Consider the following 23,525-nt stretch of genomic DNA (forward strand, 5'->3'; position numbering starts at 1 on the left):
CCGCGAGGCTGCGGTACGGTGCGGGCGCCATTCTGCCAGCCCGGCGTGGCACCCAGCCCGGTCAATCCACCAGCGCGCACTGCACGGGCGTGGCACCCAGCAGGCGCACGCAGGCCTGCGGGTCCATCTGCACCAGGTAGCCCCGGCGCCCGCCGTTGATGGCGATGCGCGGCAGTTGCAGGATGCTTTCCTCGATATACACCGGCATGTCGCGCCGCGTGCCGAACGGCGAGGTGCCGCCCACCAGGTAACCACTGTGGCGCTGGGCCACCTCGGGCGTGCAGGGCTCGACCGACTTGGCGCCGATCTGGCGCGCCAGGTTCTTGGTGGAGACCTTGCGGTCGCCGTGCATGAGCACGATCAGCGGCTTGGCGTCCTGGTCCTGCATCACCAGGGTCTTGACCACATGGTGCTCGTCCAGGCCGAGCTGGCGCGCGGATTCGGCCGTTCCGCCGTGCTCCACGTAATCGTAGGGATGGCCGGTGAACGCCACCTTGTGGGCCTTGAGCATCTGCGTGGCCGGGGTTTCGCTCACATGCGCGGTTTTGCCTTCTTTTTTGGCCATGTTTACTATTGTTTTGATAGCTGTTCGCGCTTTACCAATAAGCGCTTGAGGCCCATTTTGCCATCAACCCTCAAAGCGCCGGGTCGCCCAGCTCCCAGCGGATGGCGTCAATCTGCGCCAGCAGCTCGGGCGACAGTGGCGTGCCCCAGGCATCCAGGTCCTCGTCGAGCTGCGCAAGCGAAGTCACGCCGATGATGGTGCTGGCCACCTGCCACTTGGTGTAGCAGAACGCCAGCGCCATGCGCGTGGGCGTGAGGCCGTGCTCGCGCGCGAGCTGGTTGTAGCGGCGCGCCGCCTGCAGCGCCTCGGGCCGGCCCCAGCGCTGCTTGCGCACCGATTCGTAGCGCGCCATGCGTGCGCCCTCGGGCGCACCGGGGCCAGTGGTGCCGCTGGCGTCGAACTTGCCCGTCAGCAGGCCGAAGGCCAGCGGCGAATAGGCCAGCAGCGACACGCCGAGGCGGTGGCAGGTTTCATCCAGCGCGTTCTCGTACGTGCGGTTGAGCAGGCAGTACGGGTTCTGCACCGAGGCCACGCGCGGCAGGCCATGCTGCTCGGCCAGGCGCACAAATTCATGCACGCCGTAGGGTGTTTCGTTCGACAGGCCGATGGCACGCACCTTGCCCGCCTTGACCAGGCCCGCCAGCGCGTCGAGCTGCTCGTGGATGGGCGTCTGCGAAGTTTCCTTGGACGGGTCGTAGTAGCGCGTGCCGAAGGCGGGCACATGGCGCTCGGGCCAGTGGATCTGGTAGAGGTCGATCACGTCGGTTTGCAGGCGGCGCAGGCTGCCCTCGCACGAGGCCACGATGTCGGCCGCCGTCATGCCTTTGCCCTCCCGGATCCACGGCATGCCGCGCGAGGGGCCAGCCACCTTGGTGGCCAGCACCACCTTCTGCCGCTGGCCGGGGTGCTGCGCGAACCAGCGGCCCAGGATGGTTTCGGTGGCGCCAAACGTCTCGGCACGCGCGGGCACGGAATACATCTCGGCCGTGTCGAGGAAATTCACGCCGCGCCCGCAAGCGCGGTCGAGTATGGCAAACGCATCCGGCTCGGCCACCTGCTCGCCAAAGGTCATGGTGCCCAGGCAGATGGGGGAAACGTTCAGGCCACTGTGGCCCAGGGAGACATTCTTCATAGGGGCGTAGGCAAAGAGCGAGATCGGGCCAGTTTACGGGGCATCGGCGGCGCCTGCAGCGTCACGCGTGCGACAACCCACCGGGACCAGGCAGATATACACAAAGCATTTGCTTGGTAATAATCCACCCATGTACCAGGAACTCCAACCCGCGCGCAGCGAATTCGTCCCCATCCGCCAACTGAACTACCACGTGCGCCTGTGGGGCCCTGCCACCTCGGACCTGCCGCCGCTGGTGCTGGTGCATGGGTGGATGGACGTGTCGGCGTCGTACCAGTTCGTGGTCGATGCGTTCTCGCAGGCCTTTGCTCAGGGCCGCCGCATCATCGCGCCCGACTGGCGCGGCTTTGGGCTCACGGCACCGCCCGTGCCCACGGACCACTATTTCTTCCCCGACTACCTGGCCGACCTGGACCAGTTGCTGGACCATTACGCACCGGGCACGCCGGTCGATCTGGTGGGCCACAGCATGGGCGGCAACGTGGCCATGTTCTATGCCGGTGCACGGCCCGCACGCGTGCGCCGCCTGGTCAACCTGGAGGGCTTTGGCATGCCCGCCAGCAAACCCACCAAGGCCCCCAAGCGCCACGCCGAGTGGATGGACGAGCTCAAGGCCCTGCAGCGCGGCGAGATGGCCCTGAAAACCTACGACAGCGCCGACGGCGTGGCCCGCCGCCTGATGAAGACCAACCCGCGCCTGCCCCAGGACAAGGCCCAGTGGCTGGCCCGGCACTGGGCGCGCCCCAATGCTCAGGGGCAGTGGGAAATCCTGGGCGATGCCGCACACAAGATCACCAACGCCATGCTGTTTCGCCTGGAAGAGGCCCTGGCGCTGTACGCCGCCATCACCGCGCCCACGCTCAGTATCGAGGCCAGCGACGACAGCCTGGGCCTGTGGTGGAAGGGCCGCTACACGCTGGAGGAATACCACCAGCGCCTGCAAAGCGTGCCCGACTGCCGCATCGCGCGCGTCGAAGACGCAGGCCACATGCTGCACCACGACCAACCGCAGGCCGTGGCCGCATTGATCGAGGGTTTTCTGCAATCCAAGTAAAAAAGGCCTCTAGCGCCCTTAGATAGGGCGCTAGTAGCTATATTTTTGATAGCATCATTCACCCAGAGCGTGCCTGCGCGCACTGCAAGCCCAGGAGCGGCCCGCGCATGAGAAAATCGCGGGTTATTCAGAACACTCAGGATTGCACACCATGGAAGCAGAACGCATCAACCAGATCGGCAACACCCTCCAGGACTTGGCCACGCGCACGGCCGAGTTACGGAGGTATCTTTGACTTCGATGCCAAATTTGAACGCCTGCGCACGGTAAACGCCTCGCTCGAAGACCCCTCGGTCTGGAACGACCCCAAGAAAGCCCAGGAGCTGGGCAAGGAGCAGAAGTCGCTCAACGGCGTCGTGCTCACGCTCGACAAGCTCACACGCGAGCTGGCCGACAACGCAGAACTGTTCGAGATGAGCAAGGAAGAAGGCGACGACGCGGGCCTGCAGACCATCGAGGCCGAGGCCGAGAAACTGCGCCCGCTGGTGGAGGAGCTGGAATTCCGCCGCATGTTCAGCAACGAGGCCGACCCGCTCAACTGCTTTGTGGACATCCAGGCCGGCGCTGGCGGCACCGAGGCCTGCGACTGGGCCAGCATGCTGCTGCGCCAGTACCTCAAGTACGCCGAGCGCAAGGGCTTCAAGGCCACGGTGGAAGAAGAAACCCCCGGCGATGTGGCCGGCATCAAGAGCGCCACCATCAAGATCGAGGGCGAGTACGCCTACGGCCTGCTGCGCACCGAAACCGGCGTGCACCGCCTGGTGCGCAAGAGCCCGTTCGACAGCTCGGGGGGGCGCCACACCTCGTTTGCCTCGCTGTTCGTCTATCCGGAGATCGACGACTCCATCGAGATCAACATCAACCCCGCCGACGTGCGCACCGACACCTACCGCGCATCGGGCGCGGGCGGTCAGCACATCAACAAGACCGACTCGGCCGTGCGCCTGACGCACATGCCCACCGGCATCGTGGTGCAGTGCCAGGACGGCCGCAGCCAGCACAGCAACCGTGACGTGGCCTGGCAACGCCTGCGCAGCCGCCTGTACGACTACGAGCTGCGCAAGCGCCAGGAAGAGCAGCAAAAGCTCGAAGACACCAAGACCGATGTGGGCTGGGGCCACCAGATCCGCAGCTACGTGCTGGACAACAGCCGCATCAAGGATCTGCGCACCAACGTCGAGATTTCCGCCACGCAAAAGGTGCTGGACGGTGACCTCGACGCCTTCATCGAAGCCTCGCTCAAGCAAGGCGTATAAGAAAGCAACCCATGCCACACCTGCGTGACGGGCAGGCGGCCCCTGCCGCCATCTTCCGTGCCGACTACCAGGCGCCCGCCTGGTGGATCGACAGCGTGGAACTCACCTTCGACCTGGACCCGGCCAAGACCCGCGTGCTCAACCGCATGCGCGTGCGCCGCAACGCTGCCGTGCCCGCGCAGCCCCTGCGCCTGGACGGCGAGGACCTGAACCTGGCCCGTGTGCTGGTGGGTGGTGCAGGCACCAGCTTCAAGATGGAAGGCCAGCAGCTTGTGCTGGAAAACCTTCCCGAAGGCACCGAGCCGGTGGAGCTGGAGATCTTCACCACCTGCGCCCCCGAGAAGAACACCCAGCTCTCGGGCCTGTACGTGAGCCAGGGCGCCTTCTTCACGCAGTGCGAGGCCGAGGGCTTCCGCCGCATCACCTACTTCCTGGATCGGCCCGACGTCATGGCCAGCTTCACCGTGCTGCTGCGCGCCGACAAGGCCGCGTACCCGGTGCTGCTGTCCAACGGCAACCTGGTCGAGCAGGGCGAGCTGGACGGCGGGCGCCACTTCGCCAAATGGGTTGATCCGCACAAGAAGCCCTGCTACCTGTTCGCCCTGGTGGCGGGCACGCTGGTGGCGCGCCAGCAGCGCATCGTCTCGCGTTCGGGCCAGGAGCATTTGCTGGAGGTGTATGTGCGCCCCGGCGACCTGGGCAAGACCGAACACGCCATGAACTCGCTCATGGCCAGCGTGGCCTGGGACGAGGCGCGCTTTGGCCTGCCGCTGGATCTGGAGCGCTTCATGATCGTCGCCACCAGCGACTTCAACATGGGCGCGATGGAGAACAAAGGCCTCAACATCTTCAACACCAAGTACGTGCTGGCCAGCGAAGCCACGGCCACCGATGCCGACTTCGCCCACATCGAAAGCGTGGTGGGGCACGAGTACTTCCACAACTGGACGGGCAACCGCGTCACCTGCCGCGACTGGTTCCAGCTCAGCCTGAAGGAAGGCCTGACCGTCTTCCGCGACCAGGAATTCAGCATGGATCTGGCGGGCAGCCCCTCGGCGCGCGCCGTCAAGCGCATCGAGGACGTGCGCGTGCTGCGCACCACGCAGTTCCCCGAAGACGCCGGCCCCATGGCCCACCCGGTGCGGCCCGACAGCTACATCGAGATCAACAACTTCTACACCGTCACCATCTACGAAAAGGGTGCCGAGGTGGTGCGCATGCAGCACAACCTGGTGGGCCGTGAGGGCTTCGCGCGGGGCATGAAGCTCTACTTCGAGCGCCACGACGGCCAGGCCGTGACCTGTGACGATTTCGCCCAGGCCATTGCAGACGCCAACCCTGGGTCTGAGCTGGCCCAGCGGCTGGAGCAGTTCAAGCGCTGGTACAGCCAGGCCGGCACGCCGCATGTGCGCGCCACGGGCCAGTACGACGCCGCAGAGCGCCGCTACACCCTCACCCTCACGCAAAGCTGCGCGCCCACGCCGGGCCAGCCCAGCAAGGCGCCCTTCGTCATCCCGGTGGAGCTGGGCCTGCTCACGCAGGACGGACGCGCCCTGCCCCTGCAACTCGATGGCGAAGCCGCCCCCGGCACTACCACGCGCACCGTGGTGCTGGCCGATGAGAGCCTGCAGCTCACCTTCGTGAATGTGGACAGCGCCCCCGTGCCCTCGCTGCTGCGGGCTTTTAGCGCCCCGGTGGTGCTGGACTGCGACTACAGCGATGCCGCGCTGCTGACCCTGCTGGCGCACGACAGCGACGCCTTCAACCGCTGGGAAGCGGGCCAGCGCCTGGCACTGCGCATTGCTATCAAAACAATAGCTGATAGCGCAATACAGACGGGCGCTGAAGGCCAAATTGATCAAAACATTCTGCCCGACAACTTCGTTCAGGCCATGCGCGGCGTGCTGCGCCACCCTGGGCTGGATGCTGCGTTCAAGGAGCTGGCGCTCACCCTGCCCTCGGAAACCTACATCGCCGAGCAGCTGGATGTGATCGATCCGCAGCGCGTGCACGCCGTACGCGAGGCCATGCGCCTGCAACTGGCCCTGGCGCTGCAGGACGACTGGCAGTGGGCCTACGAGCAACACCAGCAGACGGGCGCCTACCGGCCCGACGCGGTCTCTGCCGGACGCCGCGCCCTCGCAGGCATGGCCTTGTCCATGCTGTGCCTGGCCGCGCGCACCACGGGCGACCAGGTCTGGCCCGGCAAGACCTACCAGCGCTTCAAGACCGCAGGCAACATGACCGACCGCTTCAACGCCCTGGCCGCCCTGGTGGGCAGTGGCAACGCGCTGGCGGCACCGGCGCTGGAGCGCTTCCACGCACTCTTCAAGCACGAACCGCTGGTCATCGACAAGTGGTTTGCACTGCAGGCCGGCAGCCCCGACCGCGGCGGCAACGTGCTGCCCACGGTGCGCCAGCTCATGCAGCATGCGGACTTCAGCCTCAAGAACCCCAACCGCGCGCGCAGCCTGATCTTCAGCTACTGCAGCGCCAACCCTGGCGCCTTCCACCGCCGGGATGCAGCGGGCTACGTGTTCTGGAGCGAGCGCGTGATCGAGCTCGATGCCATCAACCCGCAGGTCGCAGCACGCCTGGCCCGCGCCATGGACCGCTGGAAGAAACTGGCTGAACCCTGGCGCACCGCCGCCCGTGAAGCCATCGCCCGCGTGGCCGCACGCGAACACCTGAGCAATGATGTGCGCGAGGTCGTCACCCGCGCACTGGCCGACGAATAAGGAGAACCCGTATGGCAAAACGCATCAGCCTCACCCGCTACCTGGTGGAACAGCAGCGCGTGGCAGGCCACATCCCCTCTGAACTGCGCCTGCTGCTCGAAGTGGTGGCCCGCGCCTGCAAGAGCATCAGCCAGGCCGTCAACAAAGGCGCCCTGGGCGGCGTGCTCGGCAGCGCCGACAGCGAGAACGTGCAGGGCGAGATGCAGAAGAAGCTCGACATCATCGCCAACGAGGTGCTGATCGAGGCCAACGAATGGGGAGGCCACCTGGCCGCCATGGCCAGCGAGGAAATGGAAGGCATCTACGTGGTGCCCAACCGCTATCCCAAGGGCGAATACCTGCTGCTGTTCGATCCCCTCGACGGTTCATCCAACATCGATGTGAACGTGAGCATCGGCACCATCTTCAGCGTGCTCAAGATGCCGGAAGACGACCGCGGCGTGGACGAAGGCGACTTCCTGCAGCCCGGCAGCCACCAGGTGGCCGCGGGCTACTGCGTCTATGGCCCGCAGACCACGCTGGTGCTCACCGTGGGCGACGGCGTGGCCATGTTCACGCTCGACCGCGAGCAGGGTTCGTTCGTGCTGACCCAGGAGAACGTGCGCATTCCCGAAGACACCAAGGAATTCGCGATCAACATGAGCAACATGCGCCACTGGGACGAGCCCGTGCGCCGCTACATCGACGAATGCCTGCAGGGCAAGGAAGGGCCACGCGGCAAGGACTTCAACATGCGCTGGATCGCCAGCATGGTGGCCGATGTGCACCGCATCATGACGCGCGGCGGCATCTTCATGTACCCCTGGGACAAACGCGAACCCAACAAGCCCGGCAAGCTGCGCCTGCTGTACGAAGCCAACCCCATGGGCTGGCTCGTCGAGCAAGCCGGCGGAGCCGCCACCAACGGCCGCCAGCGCATCCTCGACATCCAGCCCACCCAGTTGCATGAACGCGTCAGCGTGATCCTCGGCTCAAAAAATGAGGTCGAGCGCGTGACAAGCTACCATTCCACGCTATAATTTCAGGCTTACGCCGGTGTAGCTCAGTCGGTAGAGCAGCTCATTCGTAATGAGAAGGTCGGGTGTTCGATTCATCTCTCCGGCACCAAGTCAGTAAAGAAAACCCCGCTATCTATTCGATAGCGGGGTTTTTTCTTTGGCCACGCAATGTCGTCACACTGACAAGCCAAAAAAAAAGCCCCGGCCTGTGAAGGTCGGGGCTGGAGTGTCATCGGCACACACCCGTCGGGGCATGTGCCAAACACTCGTCTGTGCTTACTTGGCGGCTTCGGAAGCTGCTGCGGGAGCAGCCGGTGCTGCCTCGGATGCTGCAGGAGCGGCGGCAGGTGCAGAAGCTGCTTCTGCAGCAGCGGAAGCGGCCTCGACGGCAGGAGCGGCCGGTGCTGCAGGAGCGGCAGCAGGTGCGGGCGCGGGAGCAGGTGCCGGCTCTTCCTTCTTGCCACAGGCAGCCAGGGCGGCAGCAGCGATCAGGGAAGCGATGACGAGGGACTTGTTCATTTCAGGTTTTCCTTGAGGAGGGTCAAAAAAACGAAGATCAGGTATTTCGACTGATTTCAGCCAAAATTTGCTTTGGCAGTACGTTGATACAGGCCAAAGCGCTATCAAAAAATCAGCTGGCGATTGTATTGCGAATTCGTCAATAGTGAAAAACACCAATCCGCATACACCCTGGGCTGCATTGCCTATAACTGACGGGGGCCTGACATGGTTGACATGATTTCCACACAAACCACGGACTCACAGCCCCAGGGTGGTCGCCGGAAATCCCGGAGCGCTCTTGCTGCGCACCCACTCCCCCAACACCTCTTGCAACAGCACCCGGCGCGAGGGCTCTGTTCCCGTCACACCCGCACAGCGGTCAGGGTCCAGACGATGAAGAACCCACTGCGGGGACCAGATGGCACTGGGAATGTCCAAAGGGTCGGCCGCTGGGCAGGCGCGGCAAGTCAGGATGTGGTCCCAGGTGGTACGCCATCGCACCAACCGGGCGTGGCGTCGAATCACCTCGTTGTAGTTGCAGGCCAGAAAGGTGAGGCGTCTGCCGCCACGGGCCCACTCCTGCAGCGATTCGATCACCGCACGCTCACCCAGCGGCCAGTCATGAAAATCGGCATCGCTCAGGATGATCTCGCGCCAACCCTCACGGGCAGCAGTTGCCAGCGCATCGCGCACCAACTGCTGAAAGGCCTCGCGCCCACTGAAACGCCCCTCCGGGAGCATCTGTACTGCGTTGCTTTGAGGGGGCTGCGGATCGATGGTCATGGTGCACTCCGGGCATGGATGGGCCAAACTGCGACAATTCTCGTATGGAAATCAAACATCAATGTGTAGTGGCGCTGACTTGGGTGCTCAAGGACACCCTCGGCGAAGAGTTGGACGTACTCGACGATCCGGTTGAGTTTCTGGTGGGTGGCAACGATCTGCTCGCGCGCATCGAGGAAGCACTGCAGGGCCACCGCGTGGGCGATACGCTGGCACTGCACCTGGAGCCGGAGGATGCGTTTGGCGACTACCAGGATCAGCTGCTGTTTCTGGAGCCGCGCTCACTGTTTCCGGACAGCCTTGAAGAAGGCATGACCATTGAGGGCCACGCCCTGCCTGCGGGCTGCAATGCCGATGCGCCGCGCGATGTGCTGTACACCGTCAGCGAAATCTACCCCGAGCACGTGGTACTCGACGGAAACCATCCTCTGGCGGGCATCGCCCTGCGCCTCCAACTGAAAGTGTGTGCCATACGGGAAGCCACGGTGGATGAAGTCGGGCGCGGCACCGCAGGTACCGGGTTCTTTCGCGTACAGCCTCAGGCACCGGGCAGCGCATCACTGCACTGAACCAGACCACGGGCAATCCAGCACCGGTCTGGCCCCGGCTCAATAGCGCGATATCTGGCCATTGACCATGCGCACGGGATCGCCCACGCGCAAGTCGCCGACGGAAGGCACGTCATACACCCGTTGCCCACCACGGTCGAGCCGGATGGTGATGCGGTAGGCCCCCTGGGCAGACTGATTGCGCTCTTCAATGGCGTTGCCAGCCACCGCCCCGCCCACCACGCCCACGGCCGTGGCAGCGGCGCGGCCACTGCCCTTGCCGATCTGGTTGCCAATCAGGCCACCGACCACGGCACCAATGACGGCGCCAGCCCCGGTGGACTGCCCCTGGTGATAGCCCTGCAGCCACTGAATGTGGGTGACACGCCCATACTCCGTAGCGGCTGGTGCATGCGCAGGGTAACCGCCTTGATAGGTCCCTTGAGGGTAAGCCTGCGGGGCCGGGCGCTGGTGCGCACAAGCAGACAAGAGCCCGGCCGCGACAGCTGCGCAGACAAGCGCGCTGGCGCGCGCACGCCGATGGTTGTGGGGTTGATTCAAGCGAACCTCCTGGTGAAAGAATGGACTGTCAATACAGCCATTGAACGCCTGTCCAGCCATACCCCACTGCCGGGCGACAGCCGGACTGCCCGTAAGAAGCCGCCCCACCCCGCCGTACGAACCGTCCTACAGGCGCCGATGTTCAACGCGAACCGGTGGAGCCGTAGCCCCCCTCGCCACGCGCGCTGGATTGGGAAAACTCGCTGACCACGTTGAACTGGGCCTGGACCACCGGCACGATGACCATTTGCGCCAGGCGCTCCATGGGCTCGATGGTGAAGGCCTGGTCGCTGCGGTTCCAGGCGCTGACCATGAGCTGCCCCTGGTAATCACTGTCGATCAGACCCACCAGATTGCCCAGCACAATGCCATGTTTGTGGCCCAGGCCAGAGCGCGGCAGGAGCAACGCCGCGTAGCCCGGGTCGCACAGGTGGATGGCAATGCCGGTGGGCACCAACTGCCATGCGTTGGGCTGCAGCGTGAGTGGAGCATCCAGGCAGGCCCGCAAATCCAGGCCCGCACTTCCCGGTGTGGCATACGCTGGCAATTGATCCGCCATGCGCGGATCCAGTATCTTGACGTCAATCTTCACTTGCGTTTTCCTGCGTTCTTTTGCTGCGCCAGATCGGCCAGCTGTTTCTTGAGTTGCGCTAGGCCTTGGTCTGCGTTCGCAACCCCTGGCAGCGTCAGGACGGTGCGCACCATGCTCGCCACCCGGCCCAGGCCCCACCATACGAAGGCCGTGGCAAACAGCCCCCACCAGGAGCCCTGTTCCAGCACGAAGAGCATCAGCACCTGCACCACCACCGACAGCAGCAGCACACCGCGCACCGCACGCACGACTCGGGACAAAGGCTCCCACACCGAGTACGGTCCGGGCGCCACAGCCTTGCCCGGCACAGCACCCACGGCCTCCGTACGCTTGCCCGGCCCAGCCTTGGGATTTGGCCGCGTGGCCGGACTGGAAGCCTGCAGCAAACGCCCTGCGGACTGAGCACCAGGCACTGCACCGCTGAGCCGCTCCACATAGGCAGCAAAGTCGCCGTGGGGCGGGGTATCCCATTCGGGCTTGGGTGCTATGGACATGGTCTGCCTCCTGTCGAACCCACAAGGGGCTCAGGGCAATCGTTGGGCAATCTCCGCAACCAACTGGCGCGCCAGCGTGCGCTTACTGGCATGGGGCAATTCGCGGTGCCCCGTAGCATCGACCAGCAGCAGCGCATTGTCGTCCTGACCAAACGTCGCCGGGCCGATGTTGCCCACCAGCAGCGGCACGCGTTTGCGTTCGCGCTTGGCGCTGGCGTGCGCGAGCAGGTCGTGGCTCTCGGCCGCGAAACCGACGCAGAACAGGCTGCCGCTTTGGGCGCGCGGCGACTGCGCCACCGTGGCCAGGATGTCCGGGTTCTCGACGAAGCCCAGCACGGGGGTCTGTCCCGAGCCATCCTTTTTGATCTTCTGCTCGGCCTGCGTGGCCGGGCGCCAATCAGCCACCGCCGCGGTCGCTATGAAAACAGTAGCTGACTGCGCCCGTGGCTCGGTCGCCGCAAGCATTTCCTGTGCAGAACGCACATTCACGCGCTGCACACCGCGCGGCGTGGGCAGGTGCACGGGGCCCGCCACCAGCGTGACCTCGGCGCCAGCCTCGCGGGCCGCGCGGGCGATGGCAAAGCCCATCTTGCCGCTCGAATGGTTGGTGATGCCGCGCACCGGGTCGATGGCCTCGAACGTGGGCCCCGCCGTGACCAGCACCTTCTGCCCCGCCAGCAACTTGGGCGTGAAAAAGGCGATCACCTCCTCCAGCAGCTCCGCCGGTTCGAGCATGCGGCCGTCGCCGGTCTCGCCGCAGGCCTGGTCGCCGTTGCCCACGGCCAGCACCGTGGCGCCGTCCTGCGCCACCTGGGCCAGGTTGCGCTGCGTGGCCGGGTGCGCCCACATCTCGCGGTTCATGGCCGGCGCCAGCAGCAACGGCACGCGCTCCTGCGGGCGCGCCAGGCACAGCAGGCTCAGCAGCTCGTCGGCCCGACCCTGGGCCAGGCGGGCGATGAAGTCCGCGCTGCACGGCGCGATCAGAATGGCATCGGCCTCGCGCGAGAGGTTGATGTGCGGCATGTTGTTGGCCTCGCGCGCATCCCACTGCGAGCCGTACACGGGCCGGTTCGACAGCGCCTGCATGGTCACGGGCGTGATGAACTGGGCGGCCGCCTCGGTCATCACCACCTGCACGGTGGCCCCCTCCTTGATGAGGGCACGGCACAGCTCCGCCGATTTGTAACAGGCTACGCCTCCACTGAGGCCCAGGACGATGTGTTTGCCGGCAAGCTCTTTCATGGGCCGCAATTTAGCAGACAGAACCCCCATTCAAGGCACGCGGACGATGGCAGGACGGGGCCGCCATCTATAATCCCAATTTCCCACCACCTTAAAAAGACATGACCAAATTTGTCTTCGTCACCGGCGGTGTGGTGTCTTCCCTGGGCAAGGGAATCGCCTCAGCCTCCCTTGCCGCGATCCTCGAATCGCGCGGCCTCAAAGTCACCCTCATCAAGCTCGACCCGTACATCAACGTGGACCCGGGCACCATGTCCCCGTTCCAACACGGCGAAGTGTTCGTGACGGACGACGGCGCCGAAACCGACCTCGACCTGGGCCACTACGAGCGTTTCATCGAAACGCGCATGAAGAAGGCCAACAACTTCACCACCGGCCGGATCTACCAGTCGGTGCTGGAGAAGGAACGCCGGGGCGACTACCTCGGCAAGACGGTGCAGGTGATCCCGCACGTCACCAACGAGATCCAGGAGTACATCAAGCGCGGCGCCGGTGTCGGCACCGACGATGCCGTGGACGTGGCCATCGTCGAAATCGGCGGCACCGTGGGCGACATCGAATCGCTCCCCTTCCTTGAAGCCGTGCGCCAGCTCAGCCTCAAGCTGGGTCCGAACAACGCTGCCTTCGTGCACCTGACCTACGTGCCCTTCATCGCGGCCGCGGGCGAGCTCAAGACCAAGCCCACGCAGCACACGGTGCAAAAGCTGCGCGAGATCGGCATCCAGCCCGACGCGCTGCTGTGCCGTGCCGACCGCCGCATTCCTGAAGACGAGCGCGGCAAGATCTCGTTGTTCACCAACGTGCCCGAATGGGGCGTGATCAGCATGTGGGACGTGGACACCATCTACAAGGTGCCGCGCATGCTGCACGAGCAGGGCCTGGACGGCCTGATCTGCGACAAGCTGCGCCTGAACACCCCGCCCACCAGCCTCAAGCGCTGGGACGCGCTGGTGCATGAGACCGAGCACCCACAGGGCGAGGTCTGCATCGCCATGGTCGGCAAATACGTCGATCTGTCCGACAGCTACAAGTCGGTCAACGAGGCGCTGCGCCACGCCGGCATGCAGAACCATGTGCGCGTGAAGATCGACCATGTCGATTCAGAAACCATGGAAGGCCCGGACGCCGCAGAGAAGCTGGCCCGTTACGACGCCATCCTGGTGCCCGGCGGCTTCGGCCAGCGCGGCGTGGAAGGCAAGATCAACACCGCCCGCTATGCGCGCGAGCACAAAGTGCCCTACCTGGGCATTTGCCTGGGCATGCAGGTGGCCACCATCGAATACGCGCGCCACGTGGCGGGCCTCGAAGGCGCCAACAGCACCGAGTTCGACCCGGACTGCAAGCACCCCGTCATCGCCCTCATCACCGAATGGAAAGATGCGGACGGCAGCATCCAGAAGCGCGACGCCAGCTCCGACCTGGGCGGCACCATGCGCCTGGGCGCGCAAAGCTCCGACGTGGCCCCCGGCACGCTGGCCCACAGCATCTACGGCGACGTGGTGACCGAGCGCCACCGCCACCGCTACGAAGCCAACGTGAACTACCTCGACCCGCTGCGCAAGGCGGGCCTGGTGATCTCGGCGCTGACGCAGCGCGAGCACCTGACCGAGATCGTCGAGCTGCCGCACAGCGTGCACCCCTGGTACATCGGCGTGCAGTTCCACCCCGAGTTCAAGTCCACCCCATGGAATGGCCACCCGCTGTTCAACGCCTTCATCAAGGCGGCCGTCGAGCACCAGAAGGCCACCAAAGCCTGAAGGAACGCACCATGCAACTCTGCGGATTCGACGTCGGCCTCGACCAGCGCTTCTTCCTGATCGCTGGCACCTGCTCCATCGAAAGCCTGCAGATGTCGCTGGACGTCGCGGGCCAGCTCAAGGAGACCTGCACGGCGCTGGGCATTCCGCTGATCTACAAGGGCTCGTTCGACAAGGCCAACCGCTCGTCCGGCACCAGCCAGCGCGGCGTGGGGCTGGACGCAGGCCTGAAGATCCTCGATGAAGTGCGCCGCCAACTGCAGCTGCCCATCCTGACCGATGTGCACGAAGCCGCCCAGGTGGCCGAGGTGGCCAGCGTGGTGGACGTGCTGCAGACGCCGGCCTTCCTGTGCCGCCAGACCGACTTCATCCGCGCCGTGGCACAGTCCGGCAAGCCGGTGAACATCAAGAAGGGCCAGTTCCTCGCGCCCTGGGACATGAAGAACGTCATCGACAAGGCCCGCGCCGCCGCGCGCGAAGTGGGCCTGTCGGAAGACCGCTTCCTCGCCTGCGAGCGCGGCGTGAGCTTCGGCTACAACAACCTCGTCGCCGACATGACCAGCCTGGCCGAGATGCGCAACTCCGGCGCGCCCGTGGTGTTCGACGTGACCCATTCGGTGCAAAAGCCCGGCGGCCTGGGTGCCGTGAGTGGCGGCGCGCGCGAGATGGTGCCGGTGCTGGCCCGTGCCGGCGTGGCCGTCGGCGTGGCGGGCCTGTTCATGGAAACACACCCCAAGCCCGCCGAGGCCTGGTCGGATGGGCCCAACGCGGTGCCGCTCAAGCACATGCGGGCCTTGCTCGAAACCCTGGTGGCGCTCGACGACGTCACCAAAAAGAACGGTTTTCTCGAAAACAACTTTGGAGCCTGAGAACATGCCCAGTGGCTACGTCATCGCCAACGTGCGCGTCACCAACCCCGCGCAGTACGAGGAATACAAGAAATGGTCCACCGCGGCCTTCCAGGCCCACAACGCCGAGATCTGCGTGCGCGGTGGCCAGGTCGAGGTGATGGAAGGCGACTGGACGCCCGAGCGCCTGGTGATCGCCAAGTTCCCCAGCTTCGAGGCGGCCAAGGCCTTCTACCATTCGCCCGAGTACGGCAAGGCCCGCGCCGCGCGCGAGGGTGCCGCCATCATGCGCCTGGTCTGCGTCGAAGGCCTTTGATACTCCCAATTTGATAGCTTCCAGCGCTCACCCGATAAGGGCTGGATGCCGATTTGATTTGAAACTCCCGCAAAAAGGAAACCCATGAGTGCCATCGTTGACATCGTAGGCCGCGAAGTGCTGGACAGCCGCGGCAACCCCACCGTCGAATGCGACGTGCTGCTGGAATCGGGCGTGATGGGCCGCGCCGCCGTGCCCTCGGGCGCCTCCACCGGCTCGCGCGAAGCCATCGAGCTGCGCGACGGCGACAAAGCCCGCTACTTGGGCAAGGGCGTGCTCAAGGCCGTGGAGCACATCAACACCGAAATCTCCGAGGCCGTGCTCGGCCTGGACGCCTCCGAGCAGGCCTTCCTCGACAAGACCCTGATCGACCTCGACGGCACCGACAACAAGAGCCGCCTGGGCGCCAATGCCATGCTGGCCGTCTCCATGGCAGTGGCCCGCGCCGCCGCCGAAGAGTCCGGCCTGCCGCTGTACCGCTACCTCGGCGGCATGGGCGGCATGCAGCTGCCCGTGCCGATGATGAACGTCATCAACGGCGGCGCGCACGCCAACAACAGTCTGGACCTGCAGGAGTTCATGATCATCCCCGTGGGCGCCCCCTCCTTCCGCGAGGCCGTGCGCTGGGGCGCCGAGGTGTTCCACGCCCTGAAGAAGATCATCCACGACAAGGGCATGAGCACCGCCGTGGGTGATGAAGGCGGCTTTGCGCCTTCCGTGGAGAACCACGAAGCCGCCATCCAACTCATCCTGCAAGCCATCGACGCCGCCGGCTACACCGCCGGTGAACAGATCGCCCTGGGCCTGGACTGCGCCGCCAGCGAGTTCTACAAGGACGGCATGTACGTGCTCGAAGGCGAAGGCGGCCTGCGCCTGACCGCCCAGCAGTGGACCGACATGCTCGCCACCTGGTGCGACAAGTACCCCATCATCTCCATCGAGGACGGCATGCACGAGGGCGACTGGGACGGCTGGAAGATCCTGACCGAGCGCCTGGGCAAGAACGTACAGCTGGTGGGCGACGACCTTTTCGTCACCAACACCAAGATCCTCAAGGAAGGCATCGACAAGCGCATCGCCAACTCGATCCTCATCAAGATCAACCAGATCGGCACGCTGACCGAAACCTTCTCCGCGATCGAGATGGCCAAGCGCGCGGGCTACACCGCCGTGATTTCGCACCGCTCGGGCGAAACCGAAGACAGCACCATCGCCGACATCGCCGTGGGCACCAACGCCGGCCAGATCAAGACCGGCTCGCTCTCGCGCTCGGACCGCATCGCCAAGTACAACCAGCTGCTGCGCATCGAGGAAGACCTGGGCGACATCGCGCACTACCCTGGCCGCGCTGCTTTCTACAACCTGCGCTGAGCGCGCTGTAGCGCTGTCCCATGGGCACACGATTGCTGCCATTGGTGCTGCTGGCCTTGCTGGTAGCCGTACACGCCCAGCTCTGGCTGGGCCGTGGCAGCCTTCCGCGCGTCCAGGAAATGCAGCGCCAGATCGACGCCCAAAAGGCCGCCAATGCCCAGGCCAGCCAGGCCAACGAGCGCCTGGCCTCTGAGGTGCAGGACCTCAAGGAGGGCCTGGACATGGTCGAGGAAAAAGCCCGCAGCGAGCTGGGCATGGTCAAGCAGGGAGAGGTGTACGTACAGTACACACAGAAATAAGGGTATCCCCCTGGGGCGCTTCGCGCCTTGCGCCTTCTCCCGAATGGCTGCGCCATTCGGGAAGAGGTACGCCACCAGCGCGGCGGGGGGCCCTTGCGCGGTGGCTGCTGGCCTGACCGCGCCCGCTTCACACAAGTCGGGCTGAACCTCGGTGTCAGTGGTCAGTGCAGCGTGGGAGAGGCCGGAGAATCCGACGGCTGCGCCACGGGCGCTGCCGTGAACAGGCTGGCAGCATCCACAGCGTCAAAGCGGTATTGCTGACCGCAGTATTCGCAACCCACTTCAATATGGCCTTGCTCGGCCACGATGCCTTCGGCTTCGGCCTGGCCCAGGCCCTGGAGCATGCGGCCCACGCGCTCGCGTGAGCAGGTGCACGCAAAGCGTGGGCCTTGCGCGCCCTGCAGGGGCTCGAAGCGCACCAGTTTTTCTTCCCAGAACAGCCGACGCAGGATGGTGTCGGCATCGAGCGTGAGGAGTTCCTCGCGCGTCAGGCTCGCGGCCAGGTGCGCAATCCGGTTGTAGTCCTCGTTGCGACCGATCTGGTCTTCGTTCTCGCTGTGGCTGAATGAGCCCGCCAGGTTGCCCTCGCCCTTGACCGGCATGCGCTGGATCAGCAGACCTGCGGCCACCTTGTCGTCGGCCGCCAGCACCAGCACGGTATCGAGCTGCTCGGACTGCAGCATGTAGTGCTGCAGCACGTCGGACAGGCGCTCAAGCTTTTCGTGCTGGTCGCCGTGCAGCGGCACCACGCCTTGGTAAGGCTGCTGGCCCGGCAGGCGGTCTTTGGGATCCAGCGTGATGGCGCAGCGCCCGCCGCCATGCAGGTTGACCATCTGGCTCAGGCGCGCATCCTCGGGCACCTCACCCAGCACCGTGGCCGTGGCACGCAGGCTCAGGTCGGGCTGCACCTCGGCCACCGCCAACTTGATCGGGCCGTCGCCAAACACCTGCAACACCAAAGCACCATTGAACTTGATGTTGGCCTCCATCAGCACGGCAGCAGCGGCCATTTCTCCCAGCAGCGCACGCACCGGCTCCGGGTACGGCCCAGTGGCCGTGTTGCCCGCGCGGCGTGCCAGGATCTCGCTCCAGGCATCGGTCAGGCGCACCAGCATGCCGCGCACGGGCAGGCCGTCGAAAAGAAACTTATGTAGTTCAGACACGAAGGGGTTCCAGAAAGGTTCAGCCGATCTTGCGCAGGCCGCTCTTGAAGCGGCGGGCGTTCTCGATGTAATGCAGCGCGCTCAGGCGCAGGCCCTCCATCTGCTCGGGCGTCAGTTGGCGCACCACCTTGGCAGGGCTGCCGATGATCATGGAGCCGTCGGGAAATTCCTTGCCCTCGGTCACCAGCGCACCAGCACCCACCAGGCAGTTCTTGCCGATCTTGGCACCATTGAGAATGACGGCACCAATGCCGATGAGCGATTCATCGCCGATGGTGCAGCCATGCAGCATGACCTGGTGGCCCACGGTCACGCGCTCGCCCACCACCAGGGGCTTGCCGTAGTCGGCGTGCAGCACACTGGCGTCCTGGATGTTGGAGCCCGCGCCGATGGTGATGCTCTCGGTATCCCCGCGCACCACGGTGCCAAACCACACGCTGGCGTCCTCGCCCAGCACCACCCGGCCCATGACCTGGGCGCTGTCCGCCACCCAGCTACTGGCAGCCATCTGGGGCGCCACACCGTCGAGTTCGTAGATTGCCATGTCCAGCACTCCCAAGCTGCCCTTGGTTACACAAAGCCCTGCCAACGGGCTTGGCAGCAGGGCCTAGAATTGTAAGGATCACGCGCAACCCCGGCTGCGGGCAGGTTATGCAGGGCACTTTCTCGGCGACAGTCCCTTGGTGCCCACCATCTTTACAATCTGCGCCCTCCCGCACGCATCGCACCTCCCTCTTGGAAAGCCTTTTCATGTCAAGCACCCCAGTTCCCGCCGGTCAAGCGACCACCTCGCAGGACGCCAGCCTGACATCCGTGGCGCTGATCGCGCGCCAGGCGATCGTGAACTCCCAGCACGTCGTCATCGGCTACGAGCTGTTCAACCGTTCGCGCTCAGGCCAGGCCCACACCGCCGCCAGCGATGTGGCGCTGGTGTTCACGGCCCTGTCGCACGCTGGTTCGGATGAGCTGGTCGGCAAGAAGCTCATCTTCGTCAATTGCACCCACGAGAGTCTGACCGGCGGCCACCTGGAGTTGGTCGACCCCGAGAAGGTGGTACTCGAAATCTCCCCGCTGGGCCATGCGGCCTCCGAGGAAGTGGCTGCGCGACTGCCCATCCTGCAAGGCCTGCGCGACCGCGGATTCCACCTGGCGTTCAACCATACGGTGCTGCAGTCGCCCTATGCAGCCTGGCTGCCCTTGGCCGACTACATCAAGTTCGATCTGTCGGTGCTGGCCCAGGACCAGCTGGCCGTACTCCTCAACTATGCCAACCGCCGCAGCCAAGCGGAGCTGATTGCCGAAAAGATCGAGAACGCGCAACAGTACGACTTTGCATCCAGCCAGGGCGTGCAGATGTTTCAGGGCTATTGGTTTGCGCGCCCTTCCCTGGTGCAGACCAAGCTGGTGGCGCCGTCACAGGCGGCCATTCTGGAACTCATCAATCTGGTGCGCAAACAGGCCAGCACGGACGAGATCGAAGAAGTGCTCAAAAAGGACGCCGGCCTGGCCTTCAACCTCATGCGTCTCATCAACTCTGCAGGTTTGGGCATCTCGCGTGAGATCACTTCGTTCCGCCAGGCCGTCATGCTGCTGGGCCTGAAAAAGCTGTTCCGCTGGGCCGCATTGCTGCTGACGGCCTCGCGCGCCAACGGCACGCCATCGTCTGTGGGGCAGACCGCCGTCGTGCGCGGCCGCCTGATGGAGCTGCTGGCCCTGGAAACCGTCTCCCAGGAAGAGGCCGACGAGGCCTTTGTGGTTGGTATCTTTTCGCTGCTGGACGTCATGCTTCGCATGCCCATGGAAGAAGCGCTCGCTCTGTTGAGCGTTCCGGAAGCAGTGCGCGCCGCATTGCTGCACCGGGAGGGCTTTCTGGGCGATCTGCTCAAGCTGGCCGAGGCCTGTGAGTCCAGCGATGACGACGCCTTCCACCATGCCGCCAGCACCTTGCACCTGAGCAGCGCACAGATCAATGGCGCCCACCTCCAAGCCCTGGCCTGGGCCGACCATGTGACCGACTGAAGCGCCTAGAATTGAAGGGTTCCATCGACCCAAGCACCATGTCCAGCACCCAAGAAGAATCCCCCTCCACGCCAGAGCTGCCGCCGGAAGACGGACTGGCCGCACTGATCGCCCGCCAGGCCATCGTGGATGAACACCGTGCCGTCTTTGGCTACGAGCTGTTTGACCGCACCACGGCGCTGGATTCGCACACCGCCGCCAGCGATGCCGCACTGCTGTTCAACGCCTTGTCGCATGGCGGCGCAGAGGCCTTGGTGGGCAAGAAGCTGGTGTTCATCAACTGCACCCACGAAAGCCTGGCCAGCGGCCACCTGGAACTGGTGCATCCGGACAAGGTGGTGCTGGAGATTCCCCCGCTGCCGGACGGTGCCACCCCCGAAGACATCGAAGCCTGCGTGGTCCAGTTCGAGGCCTTGAACAAGCGCGGGTTCAAGCTGGCGTTCAACCAGAATGTGCTGCGCAAAGCGTATGCGTGCTGGTTGCCGCGCGCCGCTTACATCAAGCTGGACATGAAGGCCTTCAAGCCCGAGCTGGCGGCTCCCCTGGTCAAATTTGCCAGCACCAACAGCCAGGCCAAACTGGTGGCCGAAAAGGTGGAAACGGCCGAGCAGTACCAGCTCATGGCAGACCTGGGTGTCAAGCTGTTCCAGGGCTTCTGGTTTGCGCAGCCCTCGCTGGTGCAGACCAAAACGCTGCGGCCATCGCAGGCCATCATCATCCAGTTGATCAACCTGATCCGCAAACAGGCCAGCTCTTCCGAAATCGAGGATCTGCTCAAAAAGGATCCGACACTCTCGTTCAACCTGCTGCGCTTCATCAATTCCTCGGGCTTTGGTCTGCAGTGCGAAATCACCTCCTTCAAACATGCGGTGATGATCCTGGGCCTCAAAAAGCTGTTCCGCTGGGCAGCCCTGCTGCTGACCACCTCGCGCAACAGCGGATCGGCACCGGCCATAGGCACCACGGCGGTGGTGCGCGGGCGCCTGATGGAACTGCTGGCGACCGAACTGCTGTCCCCCGAGGAATGCGACAACGCCTTTGTGGTCGGTGTGTTTTCGCTGCTCGACGCCATGCTGGGCATACCGCTGGACAAAGCCCTGGAATCCGTGGCGCTGCCCCAGCCCGTGATCGATGCCTTGCTGCACAACTCGGGCGTGTACGCCCCCTTCCTGGCATTGACCAAAGCCTGTGAGAGTGGCGACGAAGCCGCCTTTGCCCACAACACCGAGCTGCTGCACCTCTCCGGCCGCCAGGTCAACATGGCCCACCTGGAAGCGCTGGCCTGGGCCGACAGCCTGGAAGCCGCGTAATCACTGCACACTCACCCGCGTGGGTGGTGCTGCGCGTGCAACTGGCGCAGGCGCTCACGCGCCACATGGGTATAGATGGTGGTGGTGGAAATATCCGCATGCCCCAACAGCAACTGCACCACGCGCAGATCAGCCCCATGGTTGAGCAAATGGGTGGCAAAGGCATGGCGCAGCGTGTGGGGTGACAGCGGTGCGGTAATGCCCGCCAAGCCCGCGTACTTCTTGACCAGCATCCAGAACATCACGCGTGTCATGCCCGCCCCACGGGCAGTCACAAACAGGTCGTCAGTTTGCTGCCCGGCCAGTATGGCCGATCGCGCCTCCTGCAGATAGCGCTCCAGCCACTGGCGCGCCACCTCGCCAAAGGGCACCAGGCGCTCCTTGCTGCCCTTGCCCAGCACGCGCAGCACACCCTCGTTCATGCCCAGGTGCCAGGTCTTGAGCGCCACCAACTCCGACACCCGCAGTCCACTGGCGTACATCAGTTCCAGCATGGCACGGTCACGCAGGCCCAAGGGCGTGCCCACATCGGGCGCAGCCAGCAGGGCCTCCACCTGCGCTTGCGACAGCGTCTTGGGCACACGCAAGGGCTGGCGCGCTGCCTGCAAGCGCAGCGTAGGGTCTTGCGCCACAAGGCGCTCGCGCAGCGCCCAGCCAAAAAATCGCTTGAACACCGTGAGCCGCCGGTTGGCCGTGGTGGCCCGGGTCTGCGCATGGCGATAGGCAAAGTACGCCTGCAAATCGGTCTCCTGCACCTGCAGCAGGCCCTTGCCGTGCGGTGCCAGCCAGCGCACGAGCGCGATCAGGTCACGCCGGTAGGCATCCAACGTATTGCGTGCCAGGCCCTCTTCGAGCCACAGCGCATCGGCAAAGGCGTCGATCTGCGATCCGTCGGGAATGCCAGAAAGGGCGGAGTCAGCGTGGGGCGTGGGCGGCATACAAAAGCAAGTTGCGCTATTCTGCCTTTTTTCACTCAACAGACAGGAGACAAAACAATGCGCTGGATTCAGAAAATCAGCTTGTGTCTGGGACTGGGGGCCGTCGCCATGGCCTCGGTGACCCACGCCCAACAACAGCAGTTTGTCAACGTGCTCACGGGCGGCCAAAGCGGCGTGTACTACCCGCTCGGGGTAGCACTGTCGCAGGTGTATGCCAAGTCCATTCCCAATGCACGCGCCACTGCGCAGGTGACCAAGGCTTCGGCCGAGAACCTCAATCTGCTGCAGGCCGGGCGCGGTGAGCTGGCCTTCACCCTGGGCGATGCACTGTCCGATGCCTGGAAGGGCGACGCCGAGGCCGGTTTCCCCAAAAAGCTGGACAAGTTGCGGGGCCTTTCCGCCACCTACAACAACTACATCCAGATCGTGGCCAATGCCGACGCAGGCATCAAGACGCTGGCCGATCTCAAGGGCAAGCGCATTTCGGTGGGCGCGGCCAAGTCGGGCACAGAACTCAACGCGCGCGCCATTTTCAAGGCCGCCGGCATGAGCTACGCCGATCTGGCCAAGGTGGAATACCTGCCCTTTGGCGAGTCGGTGGAACTGATCAAGAACCGCCAGCTTGACGCCACGCTGCAGTCGGCGGGCCTGGGCGTGGCCTCCATCCGTGACCTGGCCACAGCCGTCAAGATCGTGGTGGTTCCGGTACCTGCCGATGTGGTGGCCAAGGTGGGTGATGCGGCCTACCAAGGCGCGGTGATTCCAGCCAATACCTACACGGGCCAGACGCAGGACGTACCCACGGCCGCCATTCCCAACTTTCTGGTGACGCACAGTGGTGTCTCCGACGAGCTGGCCTACCAGATGGCCAAGCAGATGTACGAGAACCTGGACACACTGCACGCCGCCCACAATGCCGCGAAGGCCATTGCACGCGACAACGCCATCAAGGGCATGCCCGTGCCGTTGCACCCAGGTGCGGAGCGCTATTACAAGGAAGTGGGGCTGATCAAGTAAGCAACCCCAGCGAGCCCCTCCCC

The 23,525-nt window shown here is 64.7% G+C and carries 24 protein-coding genes and 1 tRNA gene; 14 read left to right on the forward strand and 11 right to left on the reverse strand.

Annotated elements, in window-relative coordinates; translation table 11 throughout:
* Positions 1 to 61: 61 nt before the first annotated feature.
* Together ybaK and GWK50_RS10850 are read right to left on the reverse strand one after the other, a co-directional pair.
* On the reverse strand, positions 62 to 565 hold the full coding sequence (gene ybaK / locus GWK50_RS10845; protein ID WP_162016522.1) for a Cys-tRNA(Pro) deacylase: 504 nt from the start codon (positions 563 to 565) through the stop codon (positions 62 to 64).
* Between the two features lie 70 nt (positions 566 to 635).
* Positions 636 to 1,697, reverse strand: coding sequence for an aldo/keto reductase (locus tag GWK50_RS10850; RefSeq protein ID WP_162016523.1), 1,062 nt, complete (start codon positions 1,695 to 1,697; stop codon positions 636 to 638).
* A 130-nt stretch (positions 1,698 to 1,827) separates the two neighbouring features.
* Between GWK50_RS10850 and GWK50_RS10855 the strand changes: the two genes are divergently transcribed.
* The 5 genes from GWK50_RS10855 (at position 1,828) to GWK50_RS10875 (ending at position 7,852) form a co-directional block, all read left to right on the forward strand.
* Positions 1,828 to 2,751: an alpha/beta hydrolase gene (locus GWK50_RS10855; protein WP_162016524.1), complete on the forward strand. Its 924-nt coding sequence runs from the start codon at positions 1,828 to 1,830 to the stop codon at positions 2,749 to 2,751.
* 151 nt (positions 2,752 to 2,902) lie between these two features.
* Positions 2,903 to 4,007, forward strand: a protein-coding gene (gene prfB, locus GWK50_RS10860) for a peptide chain release factor 2 (RefSeq protein ID WP_162016525.1) whose coding sequence is annotated in 2 segments (ribosomal slippage) — positions 2,903 to 2,983 and positions 2,985 to 4,007 — 1,104 coding nt in all. Because the reading frame shifts where the segments join, the coding sequence is not laid out codon by codon here.
* Between the two features lie 11 nt (positions 4,008 to 4,018).
* Positions 4,019 to 6,745: an aminopeptidase N gene (pepN, locus tag GWK50_RS10865; RefSeq protein WP_162016526.1), complete on the forward strand. Its 2,727-nt coding sequence runs from the start codon at positions 4,019 to 4,021 to the stop codon at positions 6,743 to 6,745.
* An 11-nt stretch (positions 6,746 to 6,756) separates the two neighbouring features.
* Positions 6,757 to 7,764 (forward strand): class 1 fructose-bisphosphatase, encoded by a 1,008-nt coding sequence (locus tag GWK50_RS10870; RefSeq protein ID WP_162016527.1) that lies wholly within the window; start codon positions 6,757 to 6,759, stop codon positions 7,762 to 7,764.
* Positions 7,765 to 7,776: 12 nt separating this feature from the next.
* Positions 7,777 to 7,852: transfer RNA gene (locus tag GWK50_RS10875), tRNA-Thr, on the forward strand.
* Between the two features lie 167 nt (positions 7,853 to 8,019).
* Here GWK50_RS10875 and GWK50_RS10880 read toward each other — a convergent pair.
* Both GWK50_RS10880 and GWK50_RS10885 read right to left on the reverse strand, forming a co-directional pair.
* On the reverse strand, positions 8,020 to 8,262 hold the full coding sequence (locus GWK50_RS10880) for a hypothetical protein (protein ID WP_162016528.1): 243 nt from the start codon (positions 8,260 to 8,262) through the stop codon (positions 8,020 to 8,022).
* Between the two features lie 240 nt (positions 8,263 to 8,502).
* Positions 8,503 to 9,027, reverse strand: coding sequence for a hypothetical protein (locus GWK50_RS10885; RefSeq protein WP_197905003.1), 525 nt, complete (start codon positions 9,025 to 9,027; stop codon positions 8,503 to 8,505).
* Between the two features lie 44 nt (positions 9,028 to 9,071).
* On the opposite strand from GWK50_RS10885, the gene GWK50_RS10890 reads away from it, so the two are divergent.
* Entirely contained in the window at positions 9,072 to 9,596 is a 525-nt protein-coding gene (locus tag GWK50_RS10890) for an FKBP-type peptidyl-prolyl cis-trans isomerase (RefSeq protein ID WP_162016529.1), read from the forward strand.
* 39 nt (positions 9,597 to 9,635) lie between these two features.
* Here GWK50_RS10890 and GWK50_RS10895 read toward each other — a convergent pair whose 3' ends face one another.
* The 4 genes from GWK50_RS10895 to coaBC all read right to left on the reverse strand — a co-directional run bounded on the left by GWK50_RS10895 (position 9,636) and on the right by coaBC (position 12,464).
* A complete protein-coding gene (locus GWK50_RS10895; protein WP_242455354.1) occupies positions 9,636 to 10,136 on the reverse strand; it encodes a glycine zipper 2TM domain-containing protein in 501 nt (166 codons plus the stop codon).
* A gap of 142 nt (positions 10,137 to 10,278) precedes the next feature.
* Positions 10,279 to 10,728 carry a dUTP diphosphatase gene (gene dut, locus GWK50_RS10900; RefSeq protein ID WP_162016531.1) on the reverse strand — a complete coding sequence of 150 codons (450 nt, stop codon included), beginning with the start codon at positions 10,726 to 10,728 and terminating at the stop codon, positions 10,279 to 10,281.
* Positions 10,725 to 11,222, reverse strand: a complete 498-nt coding sequence (locus tag GWK50_RS10905) for a hypothetical protein (protein WP_162016532.1) — start codon at positions 11,220 to 11,222, stop codon at positions 10,725 to 10,727. The genes dut and GWK50_RS10905 overlap by 4 nt, the downstream gene beginning before the upstream one ends.
* A 30-nt stretch (positions 11,223 to 11,252) precedes the next feature.
* Entirely contained in the window at positions 11,253 to 12,464 is a 1,212-nt protein-coding gene (coaBC, locus tag GWK50_RS10910) for a bifunctional phosphopantothenoylcysteine decarboxylase/phosphopantothenate--cysteine ligase CoaBC (RefSeq protein ID WP_162016533.1), read from the reverse strand.
* Positions 12,465 to 12,565: 101 nt separating this feature from the next.
* Here coaBC and GWK50_RS10915 point away from each other — a divergent pair, with 101 nt between their 5' ends.
* The 5 genes from GWK50_RS10915 (at position 12,566) to GWK50_RS10935 (ending at position 17,055) form a co-directional block, all read left to right on the forward strand.
* The gene (locus GWK50_RS10915; RefSeq protein ID WP_162016534.1) at positions 12,566 to 14,221 is read left to right on the forward strand and encodes a CTP synthase; all 1,656 of its coding nucleotides are present in this window, start codon (positions 12,566 to 12,568) and stop codon (positions 14,219 to 14,221) included.
* A gap of 11 nt (positions 14,222 to 14,232) precedes the next feature.
* Positions 14,233 to 15,090 carry a 3-deoxy-8-phosphooctulonate synthase gene (kdsA, locus tag GWK50_RS10920; RefSeq protein ID WP_162016535.1) on the forward strand — a complete coding sequence of 286 codons (858 nt, stop codon included), beginning with the start codon at positions 14,233 to 14,235 and terminating at the stop codon, positions 15,088 to 15,090.
* 4 nt (positions 15,091 to 15,094) lie between these two features.
* Positions 15,095 to 15,385 (forward strand): DUF1330 domain-containing protein, encoded by a 291-nt coding sequence (locus tag GWK50_RS10925; RefSeq protein ID WP_119965937.1) that lies wholly within the window; start codon positions 15,095 to 15,097, stop codon positions 15,383 to 15,385.
* Between the two features lie 84 nt (positions 15,386 to 15,469).
* Complete coding sequence (gene eno, locus GWK50_RS10930) at positions 15,470 to 16,756, forward strand: phosphopyruvate hydratase (RefSeq protein ID WP_162016536.1); 1,287 nt, start codon at positions 15,470 to 15,472, stop codon at positions 16,754 to 16,756.
* 20 nt (positions 16,757 to 16,776) lie between these two features.
* Positions 16,777 to 17,055 carry a septum formation initiator family protein gene (locus GWK50_RS10935; protein WP_162016537.1) on the forward strand — a complete coding sequence of 93 codons (279 nt, stop codon included), beginning with the start codon at positions 16,777 to 16,779 and terminating at the stop codon, positions 17,053 to 17,055.
* 161 nt (positions 17,056 to 17,216) lie between these two features.
* Here GWK50_RS10935 and GWK50_RS10940 read toward each other — a convergent pair whose 3' ends face one another.
* On the reverse strand, positions 17,217 to 18,218 hold the full coding sequence (locus GWK50_RS10940; RefSeq protein ID WP_162016538.1) for an Hsp33 family molecular chaperone HslO: 1,002 nt from the start codon (positions 18,216 to 18,218) through the stop codon (positions 17,217 to 17,219).
* A gap of 19 nt (positions 18,219 to 18,237) precedes the next feature.
* On the reverse strand, positions 18,238 to 18,762 hold the full coding sequence (locus GWK50_RS10945) for a gamma carbonic anhydrase family protein (protein ID WP_162016539.1): 525 nt from the start codon (positions 18,760 to 18,762) through the stop codon (positions 18,238 to 18,240).
* 206 nt (positions 18,763 to 18,968) lie between these two features.
* Here GWK50_RS10945 and GWK50_RS10950 point away from each other — a divergent pair, with 206 nt between their 5' ends.
* Positions 18,969 to 20,237, forward strand: a complete 1,269-nt coding sequence (locus GWK50_RS10950; protein ID WP_162016540.1) for an HDOD domain-containing protein — start codon at positions 18,969 to 18,971, stop codon at positions 20,235 to 20,237.
* Positions 20,238 to 20,275: 38 nt separating this feature from the next.
* Positions 20,276 to 21,547 (forward strand): HDOD domain-containing protein, encoded by a 1,272-nt coding sequence (locus GWK50_RS10955; RefSeq protein WP_162016541.1) that lies wholly within the window; start codon positions 20,276 to 20,278, stop codon positions 21,545 to 21,547.
* A gap of 11 nt (positions 21,548 to 21,558) precedes the next feature.
* On the opposite strand, the gene xerD is transcribed toward GWK50_RS10955, so the two are convergent.
* Positions 21,559 to 22,485: a site-specific tyrosine recombinase XerD gene (xerD, locus tag GWK50_RS10960; RefSeq protein WP_162016542.1), complete on the reverse strand. Its 927-nt coding sequence runs from the start codon at positions 22,483 to 22,485 to the stop codon at positions 21,559 to 21,561.
* 57 nt (positions 22,486 to 22,542) lie between these two features.
* Here xerD and GWK50_RS10965 point away from each other — a divergent pair, with 57 nt between their 5' ends.
* Positions 22,543 to 23,502 carry a TAXI family TRAP transporter solute-binding subunit gene (locus GWK50_RS10965; protein WP_162016543.1) on the forward strand — a complete coding sequence of 320 codons (960 nt, stop codon included), beginning with the start codon at positions 22,543 to 22,545 and terminating at the stop codon, positions 23,500 to 23,502.
* Positions 23,503 to 23,525: the final 23 nt, after the last annotated feature.

The sequence above is a fragment of the Acidovorax sp. 210-6 genome (assembly GCF_010020825.1).
In the GTDB taxonomy this organism is placed as follows: Bacteria; Pseudomonadota; Gammaproteobacteria; order Burkholderiales; family Burkholderiaceae_C; genus Simplicispira; species Simplicispira sedimenti.

Excerpts from the sequence above, each read along its gene's own strand:
- GWK50_RS10955 (WP_162016541.1), top strand. The coding sequence starts at position 20,276 with ATGTCCAGCACCCAAGAAGAATCCCCCTCCACGCCAGAGCTGCCGCCG.
- pepN (WP_162016526.1), top strand. The coding sequence starts at position 4,019 with ATGCCACACCTGCGTGACGGGCAGGCGGCCCCTGCCGCCATCTTCCGT.
- eno (WP_162016536.1), top strand. The coding sequence starts at position 15,470 with ATGAGTGCCATCGTTGACATCGTAGGCCGCGAAGTGCTGGACAGCCGC.
- GWK50_RS10890 (WP_162016529.1), top strand. The coding sequence starts at position 9,072 with ATGGAAATCAAACATCAATGTGTAGTGGCGCTGACTTGGGTGCTCAAG.
- xerD (WP_162016542.1), bottom strand. The coding sequence starts at position 22,485 with ATGCCGCCCACGCCCCACGCTGACTCCGCCCTTTCTGGCATTCCCGAC.
- GWK50_RS10870 (WP_162016527.1), top strand. The coding sequence starts at position 6,757 with ATGGCAAAACGCATCAGCCTCACCCGCTACCTGGTGGAACAGCAGCGC.
- GWK50_RS10935 (WP_162016537.1), top strand. The coding sequence starts at position 16,777 with ATGGGCACACGATTGCTGCCATTGGTGCTGCTGGCCTTGCTGGTAGCC.
- kdsA (WP_162016535.1), top strand. The coding sequence starts at position 14,233 with ATGCAACTCTGCGGATTCGACGTCGGCCTCGACCAGCGCTTCTTCCTG.
- GWK50_RS10885 (WP_197905003.1), bottom strand. The coding sequence starts at position 9,027 with ATGACCATCGATCCGCAGCCCCCTCAAAGCAACGCAGTACAGATGCTC.
- GWK50_RS10950 (WP_162016540.1), top strand. The coding sequence starts at position 18,969 with ATGTCAAGCACCCCAGTTCCCGCCGGTCAAGCGACCACCTCGCAGGAC.
- GWK50_RS10850 (WP_162016523.1), bottom strand. The coding sequence starts at position 1,697 with ATGAAGAATGTCTCCCTGGGCCACAGTGGCCTGAACGTTTCCCCCATC.
- GWK50_RS10880 (WP_162016528.1), bottom strand. The coding sequence starts at position 8,262 with ATGAACAAGTCCCTCGTCATCGCTTCCCTGATCGCTGCTGCCGCCCTG.
- ybaK (WP_162016522.1), bottom strand. The coding sequence starts at position 565 with ATGGCCAAAAAAGAAGGCAAAACCGCGCATGTGAGCGAAACCCCGGCC.
- GWK50_RS10965 (WP_162016543.1), top strand. The coding sequence starts at position 22,543 with ATGCGCTGGATTCAGAAAATCAGCTTGTGTCTGGGACTGGGGGCCGTC.
- GWK50_RS10905 (WP_162016532.1), bottom strand. The coding sequence starts at position 11,222 with ATGTCCATAGCACCCAAGCCCGAATGGGATACCCCGCCCCACGGCGAC.
- GWK50_RS10915 (WP_162016534.1), top strand. The coding sequence starts at position 12,566 with ATGACCAAATTTGTCTTCGTCACCGGCGGTGTGGTGTCTTCCCTGGGC.
- GWK50_RS10855 (WP_162016524.1), top strand. The coding sequence starts at position 1,828 with ATGTACCAGGAACTCCAACCCGCGCGCAGCGAATTCGTCCCCATCCGC.
- GWK50_RS10945 (WP_162016539.1), bottom strand. The coding sequence starts at position 18,762 with ATGGCAATCTACGAACTCGACGGTGTGGCGCCCCAGATGGCTGCCAGT.
- GWK50_RS10925 (WP_119965937.1), top strand. The coding sequence starts at position 15,095 with ATGCCCAGTGGCTACGTCATCGCCAACGTGCGCGTCACCAACCCCGCG.
- coaBC (WP_162016533.1), bottom strand. The coding sequence starts at position 12,464 with ATGAAAGAGCTTGCCGGCAAACACATCGTCCTGGGCCTCAGTGGAGGC.